General features: G+C 66.2%; 12 protein-coding genes and 1 pseudogene. 8 read left to right on the top strand and 5 right to left on the bottom strand.

The features are described from left to right. Positions 1–1122, bottom strand: coding sequence for a carbon-nitrogen hydrolase family protein (locus ABFA30_RS20550; protein WP_225787013.1), 1122 nt, complete (start codon positions 1120–1122; stop codon positions 1–3). Positions 1123–1394: 272 nt separating this feature from the next. Continuing rightward, positions 1395–1732: pseudogene (locus ABFA30_RS20545) on the bottom strand (alpha/beta fold hydrolase); the annotation flags it as partial. A 146-nt stretch (positions 1733–1878) separates the two neighbouring features. On the opposite strand from ABFA30_RS20545, the gene ABFA30_RS20540 reads away from it, so the two are divergent. Then, positions 1879–2343, top strand: coding sequence for a MerR family transcriptional regulator (locus ABFA30_RS20540; protein WP_225787012.1), 465 nt, complete (start codon positions 1879–1881; stop codon positions 2341–2343). A gap of 39 nt (positions 2344–2382) precedes the next feature. On the opposite strand, the gene ABFA30_RS20535 is transcribed toward ABFA30_RS20540, so the two are convergent. Then, a complete protein-coding gene (locus ABFA30_RS20535; RefSeq protein ID WP_410046062.1) occupies positions 2383–3351 on the bottom strand; it encodes an acetoacetate decarboxylase (ADC) in 969 nt (322 codons plus the stop codon). 426 nt (positions 3352–3777) lie between these two features. Here ABFA30_RS20535 and ABFA30_RS20530 point away from each other — a divergent pair, with 426 nt between their 5' ends. Both ABFA30_RS20530 and ABFA30_RS20525 read left to right on the top strand, forming a co-directional pair. Next, complete coding sequence (locus tag ABFA30_RS20530; RefSeq protein WP_410045852.1) at positions 3778–5814, top strand: FAD-dependent oxidoreductase; 2037 nt, start codon at positions 3778–3780, stop codon at positions 5812–5814. Between the two features lie 135 nt (positions 5815–5949). After that, positions 5950–6849, top strand: coding sequence for a 1-aminocyclopropane-1-carboxylate deaminase/D-cysteine desulfhydrase (locus ABFA30_RS20525; protein ID WP_410045851.1), 900 nt, complete (start codon positions 5950–5952; stop codon positions 6847–6849). Here ABFA30_RS20525 and ABFA30_RS20520 read toward each other — a convergent pair. Together ABFA30_RS20520 and ABFA30_RS20515 are read right to left on the bottom strand one after the other, a co-directional pair. Beyond that, positions 6840–7385, bottom strand: a complete 546-nt coding sequence (locus ABFA30_RS20520; RefSeq protein ID WP_253080976.1) for a cytochrome b — start codon at positions 7383–7385, stop codon at positions 6840–6842. The genes ABFA30_RS20525 and ABFA30_RS20520 overlap by 10 nt on opposite strands. Before the next feature lie 189 nt (positions 7386–7574). Beyond that, positions 7575–8564: a DUF1853 family protein gene (locus ABFA30_RS20515; protein WP_410045850.1), complete on the bottom strand. Its 990-nt coding sequence runs from the start codon at positions 8562–8564 to the stop codon at positions 7575–7577. Positions 8565–8621: 57 nt separating this feature from the next. Here ABFA30_RS20515 and ABFA30_RS20510 point away from each other — a divergent pair, with 57 nt between their 5' ends. Genes ABFA30_RS20510 through ABFA30_RS20490 form a run of 5 tightly spaced genes read left to right on the top strand, consistent with a single transcriptional unit; the run spans position 8622 to position 12459 of the window. After that, positions 8622–9512: an NAD(+) kinase gene (locus ABFA30_RS20510; protein ID WP_225787007.1), complete on the top strand. Its 891-nt coding sequence runs from the start codon at positions 8622–8624 to the stop codon at positions 9510–9512. Then, positions 9512–10483, top strand: a complete 972-nt coding sequence (locus tag ABFA30_RS20505) for a metallophosphoesterase (RefSeq protein WP_410045849.1) — start codon at positions 9512–9514, stop codon at positions 10481–10483. Before ABFA30_RS20510 ends, ABFA30_RS20505 begins: the two co-directional genes overlap by 1 nt. Then, positions 10480–11358: a rhomboid family intramembrane serine protease gene (locus ABFA30_RS20500; protein WP_225787005.1), complete on the top strand. Its 879-nt coding sequence runs from the start codon at positions 10480–10482 to the stop codon at positions 11356–11358. The genes ABFA30_RS20505 and ABFA30_RS20500 overlap by 4 nt, the downstream gene beginning before the upstream one ends. A gap of 13 nt (positions 11359–11371) precedes the next feature. Next, complete coding sequence (locus ABFA30_RS20495) at positions 11372–11632, top strand: YeaC family protein (protein WP_225787004.1); 261 nt, start codon at positions 11372–11374, stop codon at positions 11630–11632. After that, positions 11629–12459 (top strand): DUF2797 domain-containing protein, encoded by an 831-nt coding sequence (locus ABFA30_RS20490; RefSeq protein ID WP_225787003.1) that lies wholly within the window; start codon positions 11629–11631, stop codon positions 12457–12459. The genes ABFA30_RS20495 and ABFA30_RS20490 overlap by 4 nt, the downstream gene beginning before the upstream one ends. Positions 12460–12468 lie beyond the last annotated feature (9 nt).

Genomic DNA, 12468 nt, shown 5'->3' with positions numbered 1-12468 from the left:
TCACAGCCACAGGTTGAGCAGGCGGGCGCCGTGGCTCGGGTTGCCGGCCAACTGCTCGCCGGCATGGTTGGCAAAGCCCTGCCCATCGCTGCCCAGCTCCCAGAACTGGCCACGCAGGAACACGCTCATGCTGGTGGCCCCGGCATGGGTGGCGCCCAGGGTCAATTGCTGCCAGGCCGTCTGCTCGCTGACCTCGCCGCGCTGCAACGGCAGCTCGGCCGCGGCTCGCTGGTGGCGATTGCCACGCCAGGGGGCGCTCCAGCTGTCCTTGCCACTGAGGAATGCCGGGTTGGCGATCAGCTCCACCGACTGACGGGCCAGCTGCCGATGGTTTTCTGGATACCAGCTGTCGCTGCCCACCAGCACGCCGAGACGCCCTGCGGGGGTCTGCAGCACTTGCAGGGGATGCTGGCGTCCGTCCTGGACATAGCGGCGCATCTCGCTGTCCGGGTACTGCTGGCGCTGCGGCTGGCCGAGCACCGAGCCGTCGCTGGCGAAGACCAGGCTGCTGTTGAACAACGGGCCTCTGCCGGTGCGCAGCACGCCGTGTTCGACATGAGGGGCGGGCAGCACGATGGAGCCGGCCACCAACGTCACGCCGAATTCCTTGGCCAGGCCGCCGAACAACTGCTGGTAGTCGGCGGCCATCTGCTGCGCCTTCATGCGCAGGTGGGCGTCGGAGCGGCGGTCGTCACCGGTGGCGCCGAGCATGGCCAGGCCGTAGCGCAGCGGGTTGCTCAGCTCCAGCCACTGCCACGCCTCGCGGCGCTGGGTGACCTGGTACAGCTCGTTCTTCTCGCCCCGGGCCCACAGCCAGGTGCCGATATGCTCCGGCAGCACCACCACGGTGCGCGGGCCGACCAGCCCCAGGGCGCGGGCCTGTTCCAGGTAGGCGGAAAGCTTGCGGTGCAGGCGTTGCAGGTTCTGGTAGTCGCTGGGGTAGAGCAACGGCTCGATGCCCAGCAGGTTGCCCTGTTCGCCCGGCACCCCGTGGTTGAGCGCCAGCTCGATGCGCAGGTCGGAAAGGTAATGGCCTTCCGGGCGTTGCTGGGTCCAGAAACCATAGCCGCAGAGGGCGGCGATCATCACCAGCGCCAGGGCGCCTGCCAGGAGTTTTCGCATGAAGCTTTAGTTTTCGCTGGGAACGGGAATGGCCACGTGGAAAATCGAACGGATACTGGGCATTTTTCCACGAAACCTCGGGCGCTCGATGCATTGAATCTCGAACGATGGCCCTGTTCAACACCTGAAAACGACTGATGCACCAGGGGCTGCAGGGTTATGGAAGGGTAAAGGATAAGCCTGGTCGATGATAGGGTTTGGACCTGGGTCAATGCCAGTGGCCTGGGCGCTTAAAAGGCTGGAGTGGGCGGCTTGCACTCGCACCGCAGGGTTCAGCTACGGATGAAGGCCAGCAGGTCGGCGTTTATCTCGTCGGCGTTAGTGGTCGGCATGTCGTGGGGAAGCCGGCGTAGGTCTTGAGTGTGCCGTTACGCAGCAGCTTGGCGCAGAGCGGGCCTGAGTTGTCATAGGGCACGATCTGGTCGTCATCGCCATGCATCACCAGCACCGGCACCGTCACGCTTTTCAGGCTTTCGGTGAAGTCGGTCTGGGAGAAGGCGACGATCCCGTCGTAGTGCGCGATGGCACAGCTCATCATGCCCTGGCGCCGCCAGTTGAGGATCACGCCCTGGTCCGCTTTGGCGCCTGGGCGGTTATAGCCATGGAACGGGCGACCACAGCCTTGTTATGAGCTAAGTGCAGCGTGGTCCAGCGCGGGTCGGGGGTGGGTGGCTTCAGCCACTTCGCCCCTTGGCTCTGCAGGACTCTAGGATTAAAGTGCACTTTAAGGTCAATCCATTTCAGAAGGTGTGTCCCATGAGAATCGGAGAGCTGGCCAGGATCACCGGCCTGGCCCCTTCGCGCATCCGCTTCTACGAGGCGAGCGGGCTGATCCAGTCGGTCGCGCGCAAGGCCAACGGCTACCGCGATTATTCGGCCGACGCGGTGTGGGTGCTGGAGATGATCACCAGTGCCCAGGCGGCCGGGTTTTCCCTGGAAGAGATCCGCCACCTGTTGCCGGTCGATTCGAACGGTTGGCAGCATGACGAACTGCTCCAGGGGCTCAAGCGCAAGGTCGAGGAAATCGAAGTGCTGCAACAGCGCCTGGCACACAACAAGGAGCAGCTGCTGCTGGTGATCGATGTCATCCAGAGCAAGCCCGAGGGCATGCCGTGCGTGGACAATACCCAGCGGGTGTTGAATCGGCTGCGCGAAGAGATCGCCCTGGGCAAGGCGAGCGTTGCGCCTGCACATGAGCAAGCTGGCAGGGCGCTGAAGTAGGGCGGGCGTCGACGCGGGCTGTCGCCGCCTGCATCGTCATCACTTGCCCGCGTTCAGCGCTGCCAGTGGCTTGGGCGCATACAGGGCGCTCTGGAACTCGGGCACGTATTCGTATTTCACCAGCTTGCCCAGCTTCAACGAGCGGATGTAGGTCGACAGGCTGCCTTCACCGAGCACCAGCTCTGCCGAGTCCGCGCTCATGCTCGATGCATGGCGGGTCTGCCTGGACGTTGCATAGCCGTAGGTCAACTGGCCGTCGTGGTCGAGGTTGGTGAAGCTGTTCGTCACCAGGTCGGCTTCATGGGACAGGCCGTCGAGTTTCTTCGCCTTGAAGGTCACATCGACCTTGCCGGTCTGGTCGTCGAAGAGGTCGTACGAGACCGTCGCGGCTTCCTCTCGGCGGTTGATGTCCGTCAGCCATTTCGGCAGGTTGTAGCCCACCACACCCCGCACACGTGCGAGCTCCGTGTTCACTGGGAGCTTGAGTACGTAACCCCAGAAGTCTTTCGACAGCGACTGCCCGATCAGGGTGAAGGGCCCGAGATTCGCTTTGCCAGGTTTGTTGGTGATGATCGACAGCGCGATTTCGTTGTAGCTGTCGTTGTCGCAGTAGTCGTAGGTGTAGGCCGTGAACGCCACCAGGCCCCGCCCCGGCCATACCTGCAGGGGCTGCACCTGCTCCAGCACCTGGGCCGGTATCAATGCGCGCAGGCGTTCGAGATCGGCCGTGTAGACAGCGGTCACGCGGCTGTTCTGGTAGTAGAAGTTCGGCGAGTAGGACTCGAACCCCATATCGACCTTGGTTCTTTCCAGGCCTTTGAACCAGCTCAAGTCCATGCCTGGCGCTTGGGCCTGGATCACCGACAGGGGAGGGTTGGAGCGGTAACGGTCGTACAGCCCGCCTTTGAGCACGGGCACCGGGTGACCCGCGATATCGATCACCGTGGTGTCGGCGTGCTTGGGGAGGCCGTTGGCGTCTGCCAGGGCGGCGTTCGCTAGGGGGGTCAGGAGTATGCCAGTCAGTGTGGCGACGGTTCCGAGTTTCACGTGTCAGTATCTCCAGGACGGGGCATCACGCTCGAGGCGTGCGGCCAGGGATTTCGCTCGGCGGTATGCCGGGTAGGTCTTTCACGTTCACCCTAACGTTTAACTTAACTTTAATGTCAAGGGCTGAGGGGGCGTCTTTTTCGGCGCTACAGTGTTGGATTTGGCAAATGCCCCTATCGCGACACAAGGCCCGAGTCAGCTCAGACCGGGGTGCAAGCCGGGCGGCCAGCCACTGAGGGGCTGTGCAGCAGGATCATCAAGTTGTCTGTTTCGATCATTGAGCGCGTTCAAGCGGCTGTTTAATGTCGACGCCAGACAAACGACGGGGCCCGCCATGCCGGCCGAGGTACCCGCATTCCGTGATCATGCCTCATGGGGAGTTCTTCCATGGCCGCCGACCGCTATCCACACTTGCTGGCCCCGCTCGACCTGGGGTTCACCACCTTGCGCAACCGCACCCTGATGGGGTCCATGCACACTGGCCTGGAGGAGCGCCCCGGCGGCTTCGAGCGCATGGCTGCCTATTTCGCCGAGCGTGCCCGGGGCGGTGTCGGCCTGATGGTCACCGGTGGCATCGCGCCGAACGACGAAGGCGGCGTGTATTCCGGAGCGGCCAAGCTCAGCACCGAGGAAGAGGCCGAGCAGCACCGTATCGTCACCCAGGCCGTGCATGCCGCCGGTGGCAAGATCTGCCTGCAGATCCTCCATGCCGGGCGCTATGCCTACAGCCCACGCCAGGTGGCGCCCAGCGCCATCCAGGCACCGATCAACCCGTTCAAACCCAGAGAACTGGACGAGGCGGGCATCGAGAAGCAGATCGCCGACTTCGTCCAGTGCGCCGTGCTGGCCCGGCGCGCCGGTTACGATGGCGTCGAGATCATGGGTTCGGAGGGCTACTTCATCAATCAGTTCCTCGCCGCCCACACCAACCAGCGTACCGACCGCTGGGGAGGGTGCTACGAGAACCGCATGCGCCTGGCGGTGGAGATCGTCCGTCGGGTGCGTGAGGCGGTGGGCGAGGACTTCATCATCATCTTCCGCCTGTCGATGCTCGACCTGGTGGAGGGCGGCAGTACCTGGGACGAGATCGTCCTGTTGGCCAAGGCCATCGAGGGGGCCGGCGCCACCTTGATCAACACCGGTATCGGCTGGCACGAGGCGCGCATCCCGACCATCGCCACCAAGGTGCCGCGCGCGGCGTTCAGCAAGGTGACCGCCAAGCTGCGTGGCGCGGTGAAGATCCCGCTGATCACCACCAACCGTATCAACACCCCGGAGGTGGCCGAGGCGGTGCTGGCCGAGGGCGATGCCGACATGGTCTCCATGGCCCGGCCGTTCCTCGCCGACCCGGACTTCGTCAACAAGGCCGCCGAGGGGCGTGCCGACGAGATCAACACCTGCATCGGCTGCAACCAGGCCTGCCTGGACCACACCTTCGGCGGCAAGCTCACCAGTTGCCTGGTCAACCCGCGCGCCTGCCACGAGACCGAGCTGAACTACCTGCCTGTCGCCCAGGCCAAGCGCATCGCCGTGGTCGGCGCCGGCCCCGCCGGCCTCGCCGCGGCCACCGTGGCCGCCGAGCGCGGGCACCAGGTGACCCTGTTCGATGGCGCTGGCGAGATCGGCGGGCAGTTCAACGTGGCCAAGCGGGTACCGGGCAAGGAGGAGTTCTTCGAGACCCTGCGCTACTTCCGCAACAAGGTGAAGCGTACGGGGGTCGAGTTGTGCCTGAACACCCGTGTCAGCGTGGCCGAACTGGTGGCGGGTGGTTTCGACGAGGTCATCCTCGCAACCGGCATCAGCCCACGCACTCCGGCGATTCCGGGTATCGAGCATGCCAAGGTGCTCAGCTACCTGGACGTGCTGCTCGAGCGCAAGCCGGTGGGCGAGCGCGTGGCGGTGATCGGTGCTGGCGGCATTGGTTTCGACGTGTCCGAGTACCTGGTGCACCAGGGGGTGGCGACCAGCCAGGACCGTACCGCGTTCTGGAGGGAGTGGGGCATCGATACGCAGCTGCAGGCGCGCGGTGGCGTGGCCGGCATCAAGGCCGAGCCGCATGCGCCGGCCCGCCAGGTGTACCTGCTGCAGCGCAAGAAATCCAAGGTCGGCGACGGCCTGGGCAAGACCACCGGCTGGATTCACCGTACCGGGCTGAAGAACAAGCAGGTGCAGATGCTCAACGGTGTCGAGTACCTGGGTATCGACGACCACGGCCTGCATGTGCGTATCGGCGAGGGCGAGCCGCAGGTGCTGGCGGTGGACAACGTGGTGATCTGCGCCGGCCAGGAGCCGCTGCGTGAACTGCACGAAGGGCTGCTGGCGGCGGGGCAGTCGGTGCATCTGATCGGTGGCGCCGATGTGGCCGCCGAGCTGGATGCCAAGCGGGCGATCAACCAGGGGGCGAGGCTGGCGGCGGAGCTGTGAGCCGGCGATGGGCTGCAAAGCAGCCCCACTTGTACAGGGCCTGGGCCAACCGCACATAAGGCAGCTTTGCTGGGCCCTAGAGGCGCGCATGTCTCAACTGACCAGCAGCGTGCCGGCACCTGATAGACTCGCCCAATGTCTCCAACCTTTTCCAATCTCCCTCAAGCCCCCTTGCAATCCTTGACCTTGCCCTGGCTCGACCAGGCCGGCGTCGAGGTCGCGGTGCTGCGCCTGGACCTGGTCGACCCGCTGCTCAGCGGCAACAAATGGTTCAAGCTCCGCCATCACCTGCACGAAGCCCGGGCCGCCGGCGCGCCCGGCCTGATCAGCCTCGGTGGCGATCACTCCAACCACCTCCATGCCCTGGCGGCAGCCGGTAAGCGCTTTGGGTTCGCCACCGCTGGCCTGCTGCGTGGTCATCCCCGAGACACTCCGACGGTGCGCGATCTCCAGGACTTGGGCATGGCGCTACATTGGCTGGGCTATGGTGGCTACCGGGCACGTCATGAGCCGGGTTTCTGGGACTCTTGGCAGGCGCGCTATCCAGGCTGGCACTGCATCCCCGAGGGTGGTGGCGGCCTGGCAGGGGCGCAAGGCTGCGGGTTGATCGTCGAACAGGGCAGGACGCAGCTGGCTGCCGTGGGCTGGGACGACTACGACGCCTGGTGGCTGGCTGCCGGCACGGGCACGACCCTCGCCGGCATCGTCCTGGCCGAAGCAGGCCGGCACCCGGTGCATGGCGCCCTGGCGGTACCCAGGGAGCATGGCGCGCCGCAGAATGTGGCGGCCTTGGCCGGCGCCCGCGGCTACGTATTGCACGAAGCTTGCCGTGGCGGTTTTGCCCGTATCGACGATGAACTGCTGGCCTTCATCGACGAAACCGAGCGCCAGACAGACCTGCCGCTGGAGGCGGTCTACACCGGCAAGGCGCTGATGGCCCTGCGCGAGCAGGCCGCGGCCGGGCGGTTCGCGCCAGGCACGCGGCTGATCTTCCTGCATACCGGCGGCCTGCAGGGCCGGCGTGGCTACTTGTAGGGCAGCATGCGCAGCAGCGTGTTGTCGCGACGCACATAGTGGTGGTAGAGGCCTGCCAGGGCATGCAAACCGATCAGCCAGTAGCCCCAACTGCCGATCCGCTCGTGCCAGCCCTTGATGAACTTGGCCAGGTCCGGGTCGGGGGCGATCAGCGCCGGCAGTTCGAGGCCATAGAACGGGATCGGCTTGTTGGCGGCGCTGAGGATCAACCAGCCGGCCAACGGCAGGCCGATCATCATCAGGTACAACAGCATGTGCACCAGGTGGGCCAGGCCGGTCTGCCAGGCCGGTGGCCGGGGCACGATCGGCGGGGTGGGGCGCGCGAGGCGCATGGCCAGGCGCAGCCATACCAGCACGAACACCGTCAGGCCCAGGGTGAAGTGCAGCGTCTTCATCAGGTCGCGTTCGGCGCTGTCCTTGGGGAACAGTCCGCGCAGCTCGATGCAGGCGTAGACGGCGGCCAGCAGCACCAGCATCAGCCAGTGCAGGGCGATGGACAGGCGCGCATAGTGCGCGGCGGGTGTGGATGAAACCATGGTCGGTCCTCGTCATCAGGTCGGGATGGCGCTCTGGCGGCGCGTGTTTTCCACTCTAATCGCTGGTTTGGGATTTTTCCTTGAGCCAAGTCGTGTTCTGGCTGCTTTGCAGCCTATTCGCAGGCATGCCCGATCCCACAGTGTGACCTGTGAACGCTGTCATTCGCGGGGGGCAGGGTATGTGTAGCTTCACCCCGGTAGATGTGGCCAACGGTCAGCCACCAGGAACAGCCGCTCGGCTTCTTCCCAGACTCCGTCCTCAGCGGCCTGCAACCTGGCCAGCAGTTGCGCGGGTGCCACGTCGTCCAGCCCTCCGAGCCAAGCCTCGAACCGTTCCGGCAACCAGCAGTCCTGTGCCTGTACCCGCGCCGGCGCCAGCCAGGCGTGACGAGGCAGGGCTTGCCAGCGGCCAGGGGCGCAGCCAGCCGCATAGGCCGGCCAGTCGCGCCGGTGCAGCCAGCGGCCGCGCAGGTGGCGCGGCTCAGCCCCGGTCGGCGCCTCGGCCTGCCCGGGCCAGGGGTAGAACAGGTAGCCGCCCAGCCACAGGTGCGCCTGCACCTCGTCCACCCCCAGTCGCGCCAGCGCCTGGCGGCTCTGCGGGCGTCCTGAAATCGGCAACTGGTGCCCGGTCAGGTGCGAGAGCTTCAGGTCCAGGCGGTCGTGGCAGCCGGGCCCGAGCCAGTGCACCGGGTCATGGCCTGCGTCGCCCACCGGCCCGAGGTAGAGCTTGATCGCCAGTTCCAGGTGATGCACGCCCTCGCGGTCGCGCAGCAGGATGTCCAGCTCGCCCAAGGTATGCCCACCTTCGCGGATCGCCAGGTTGGCGGCCAGCAGCTCGATGCCCGGGGCCTGGCCCAGGGCGAACTGCCACAGGCTTTCGTAGTAGAGGCCCAGGCGGCGGCTGGTGAGCCGGGCCAGCCAACTGCGCAGGGGCTGGTCGTCGGCATCCAGCGCCAGCAGCCACTGGCGCAGGCGCTGCGGATCGTCGGCCCAGGCACTGGCCGCCAGCGGATGGCGCTGGCGGCAGGGCGGCGCGCGCAGCAACGGGGGCGATACCAGTGCCCAGGCCAGGTCGCGCACCGCAGGTTGGCGCAACTGGCGGGGCAGGGCGTGCAGATCGGCGAAGGGCGTCATCCTGCGAGCATAGCCGGTTTGCCGCTGGCGGGTCGTTTCGCCCATAATCCCGGCATCGGCGCCATGCGCCCGTCACCCGCCGCAGAGCCTCGCAGGAGCACCATGGAGCAATTTCGCAATATCGGTATCATCGGCCGCCTCGGCAGCTCCCAGGTGCTCGACACCATCCGCCGCCTGAAAAAATTCCTGCTCGAGCGCCACCTGCACGTGATCCTCGAGGACACCATCGCCGAAGTCTTGCCCGGCCATGGCTTGCAGACCTCCACACGCAAGCTGCTGGGCGAGGTCTGCGACCTGGTCATCGTGGTTGGCGGCGACGGCAGCCTGCTCGGCGCCGCCCGCGCCTTGGCCCGGCACAACATCCCGGTGCTGGGGATCAACCGCGGCAGCCTGGGCTTTCTCACCGACATCCGTCCCGACGAGCTGGAGGTCAAGGTCGCCGAGGTGCTCGACGGCCATTACCTGGTGGAGAACCGCTTCCTGCTGCAGGCCGAGGTACGCCGCCACAACGAGGCCATTGGCCAGGGCGACGCACTCAACGACGTGGTGCTGCACCCGGGCAAGTCGACGCGGATGATCGAGTTCGAGATCTACATCGACGGCCAGTTCGTCTGCAGCCAGAAGGCCGACGGCCTGATCGTCGCCACGCCGACCGGCTCCACCGCCTACGCACTGTCCGCCGGCGGGCCGATCATGCACCCCAAGCTCGACGCCATCGTCATCGTGCCCATGTACCCGCATACCCTGTCCGGGCGGCCGATCGTGGTGGACGGCAACAGCGAGCTGAAGATCGTCGTGTCCCAGGACTTGCAGATCTACCCGCAGGTTTCCTGCGACGGCCAGAACCATTTCACCTGCGCGCCCGGCGACACCATCACGGTGAGCAAGAAGCCGCAGAAGCTGCGCCTGATCCACCCGCTGGACCACAATTACTACGAGGTCTGCCGCACCAAGCTTGGCTGGGGCAGCCGCCTTGGAGGTGGAGGCGACTGATGCTCGATCCGGCGCGAAGTTTCGACATCATCGGCGATGTGCACGGCTGTGCCCTGACCCTCGAACTCCTGCTCGATACCCTGGGCTACAAGCGCGTGGGCGGCGTCTGGCGCCATCCCTGGCGCCAGGCCCTGTTCCTCGGCGACATCGTCGATCGCGGCCCGCGCATCCGCGAAGCGCTGCACATCGTCCACGACATGGTCGAGGCCGGCCAGGCCTTCTGCATCATGGGCAACCATGAGTACAACGCCCTGGGTTGGGTCACCCCGGCGCTGCCCGGCAGCGGCAAGACCTTCGTCCGCGAGCACACCCCGCGCCATGCCCGCCTGATCGACGAGACCTTGACCCAGTTCGCCCAGCACCCCGGCGACTGGCACGACTTCCTGCAGTGGTTCTACCAGTTGCCGCTGTTCCTCGACGCCGGCCGTTTCCGCCTGGTGCATGCCTGCTGGGACCCGCGGCTGATCGAGCCGTTGCGCCAGCAGTACCCGGACGGCTGCATCGACGCGCATTTCGTCCAGGCCTCGGCGGTTTCCGGCAGTTTCGCCGCGACCGTGTGCAACCGCCTGCTGCGTGGCACCGACATGCGCCTGCCGGACGGCCTGACCCTGACTGGCGGCGACGGCCTGACCCGCGCCTTCTTCCGTACCAAGTTCTGGGAGGAAGACCCGAAGACCTACGGGGACATCGTGTTCCAGCCCGACGCCCTGCCCGAAGAGGTGGCCCGCACGCCACTGAGCCGCAGCGAGAAGAACGCTCTGCTGCGCTACGCCGAGGACGAGCCGCTGCTGTTCGTCGGCCACTACTGGCGCAGCGGCCGGCCGGCACCGATCCGCGACAACCTCGCCTGCCTGGACTACAGCGCGGTGCTGTACGGCAAGCTGGCGGCCTATCGGCTGGACGACGAGACACGCATCGACCCGCACAAGTTCGTCTGGGTCGACGTCGACCGTCCGCAGGCCAGCCAATGAATGTGATCGAAGTGATGCGCCTGCCGCTTGCGGTCGACCTCAGTGGCTTCGTCGCCCTGCTGCGGCGCCTGCAGGTGCCGCACCGGGTGGTCGAGGAGGGCGAGGAGCAGGTGCTCTGGGCGCCCCCGCACCTGGCCGACGACGTGCGCCAACTGTACCAGCGCTTCCCCGATGGCAATGCCGACCTGGAACTGCCCGAGGGCACCGCTCTGGCGGAGAACGGCCCGAGGCCGCCGTCGCTGGCGGAGCAGGCCCGCGCCTGCAAGGTCACCGTCGCCGTCCTCCTGCTGTGCCTGGTGGTGGCTGGCCTCACAGGGTTGGGCGAGAGCCTCTCGACCATCGGCTGGTTCACCTTCCTGCAATTTCACGTGCAGGGCGACTACCTGTACTTCACCCCGCTGGCCCAGGGCCTGGCCGAGGGCCAGTGGTGGCGGCTGGTATCGCCCATGCTGCTGCACTTCGGCATCCTGCACCTGGCGATGAACGGCCTGTGGTACTGGGAGCTCGGGCGACGTATCGAGCTGCGCCAGGGGCCTTGGAGGCTCCTGCTGCTGACCCTGCTGTTCAGCCTGGTTTCCAACCTGGCCCAGCATTTCGTGGGCGGCCCCAGCCTGTTCGGCGGTTTGTCCGGGGTGCTCTACGGCTTGCTCGGGCATGTCTGGCTGTACCAGTGGCTGGCGCCCAACCCGTTGTTCAGCCTGCCCAGGGGCGTGCTGGCGATGATGCTCATCTGGCTGCTGGTGTGCCTGAGCGGTGTGGTCAGCCAGCTGGGCTTCGGCCAGATCGCCAATGCTGCCCACGTTGGCGGGCTGCTCATCGGATGCCTGACCGGGCTCTTGGGTGGGGCGCTTGCCCGGCGTAAACTGTCGGCCTGACTGAGGAGACGCTATGTCCACGTTCGCGCAAATGATCGAAAACATCACCCCGGAGATCTACGAAAGCCTGAAGACGGCCGTGGAGATCGGCAAATGGGCCGACGGCCGCAAGCTCACCCCCGAGCAGAAGGAACTGTCGCTGCAGGCGGTGATCGCCTGGGAGATGAAGAACCTCCCGGAGGAGCAGCGCACCGGCTACATGGGCCCGCAGGAATGCGCCTCGAAGTCGGCGCCGATCGCCAACCTCCTGTTCAAGTCGGACTCGGTACATTGATCGAACTCGCACGTGGCTCTCTGAGCAAGATGGCGGTACGCCTGGAAGCACCGGTCGTGCAGTACGCCTTTCGCCTGGGCGAGGAGCAGGTGCCGGTCAACCCGCTGATCGGCAAGTCCCTGCGCTTGGAGTACCTCGGCGCCATCCATTGCACCCACTGTGGCAAGCGCACCAAGACCAGCTTCAGCCAGGGCTACTGCTACCCCTGCATGACCAAGCTGGCCCAGTGCGATGTGTGCATCATGGCCCCGGAAAAATGCCACTACGACGCCGGCACCTGCCGCGAACCGTCCTGGGGCGAGCAGTTCTGCATGACCGACCACGTGGTGTACCTGGCCAACTCGTCGGGCATCAAGGTCGGCATCACCCGGGCCACCCAACTGCCCACCCGCTGGCTCGACCAGGGCGCCAGCCAGGCCTTGCCGATCCTGCGCGTGGCCACCCGGCAACAGTCCGGGCTGGTCGAGGACCTGCTGCGCAGCCAGGTGCCGGACCGCACCAACTGGCGTGCCCTGCTCAAGGGCGATGCCGAGGCGCTGGACCTGCCGGCCATCCGCGAGCGGATCTTCGACGCCTGTGCCGAGGGCCTGCGCGCCCTGCAGGAGCGCTTCGGCCTGCAGGCCATCCAGCCGTTGCCGGATGCCGAGGTGGTCGAGATGCGCTACCCGGTCGAGGCCTACCCGTCGAAGATCGTCAGCTTCAACCTCGACAAGAACCCGGTGGCCGAAGGCACGCTGCTGGGTATCAAGGGCCAGTACCTGATCTTCGACACCGGCGTGATCAACATTCGCAAGTACACGGCCTACCAATTGGCCGTGCACCAGTAAAAGGACCGC

Origin of the sequence: Pseudomonas sp. HLMP (assembly GCF_046365545.1) — a bacterium.
GTDB lineage: Bacteria > Pseudomonadota > Gammaproteobacteria > Pseudomonadales > Pseudomonadaceae > Aquipseudomonas > Aquipseudomonas guariconensis_B.
This window is presented reverse-complemented; position numbering and strand designations above follow the sequence as displayed.

Excerpts from the sequence above, each read along its gene's own strand:
- ABFA30_RS20550 (WP_225787013.1), bottom strand. The coding sequence starts at position 1,122 with ATGCGAAAACTCCTGGCAGGCGCCCTGGCGCTGGTGATGATCGCCGCC.
- ABFA30_RS20540 (WP_225787012.1), top strand. The coding sequence starts at position 1,879 with ATGAGAATCGGAGAGCTGGCCAGGATCACCGGCCTGGCCCCTTCGCGC.
- ABFA30_RS20530 (WP_410045852.1), top strand. The coding sequence starts at position 3,778 with ATGGCCGCCGACCGCTATCCACACTTGCTGGCCCCGCTCGACCTGGGG.
- ABFA30_RS20525 (WP_410045851.1), top strand. The coding sequence starts at position 5,950 with ATGTCTCCAACCTTTTCCAATCTCCCTCAAGCCCCCTTGCAATCCTTG.
- ABFA30_RS20520 (WP_253080976.1), bottom strand. The coding sequence starts at position 7,385 with ATGGTTTCATCCACACCCGCCGCGCACTATGCGCGCCTGTCCATCGCC.
- ABFA30_RS20515 (WP_410045850.1), bottom strand. The coding sequence starts at position 8,564 with ATGGGCGAAACGACCCGCCAGCGGCAAACCGGCTATGCTCGCAGGATG.
- ABFA30_RS20510 (WP_225787007.1), top strand. The coding sequence starts at position 8,622 with ATGGAGCAATTTCGCAATATCGGTATCATCGGCCGCCTCGGCAGCTCC.
- ABFA30_RS20505 (WP_410045849.1), top strand. The coding sequence starts at position 9,512 with ATGCTCGATCCGGCGCGAAGTTTCGACATCATCGGCGATGTGCACGGC.
- ABFA30_RS20500 (WP_225787005.1), top strand. The coding sequence starts at position 10,480 with ATGAATGTGATCGAAGTGATGCGCCTGCCGCTTGCGGTCGACCTCAGT.
- ABFA30_RS20495 (WP_225787004.1), top strand. The coding sequence starts at position 11,372 with ATGTCCACGTTCGCGCAAATGATCGAAAACATCACCCCGGAGATCTAC.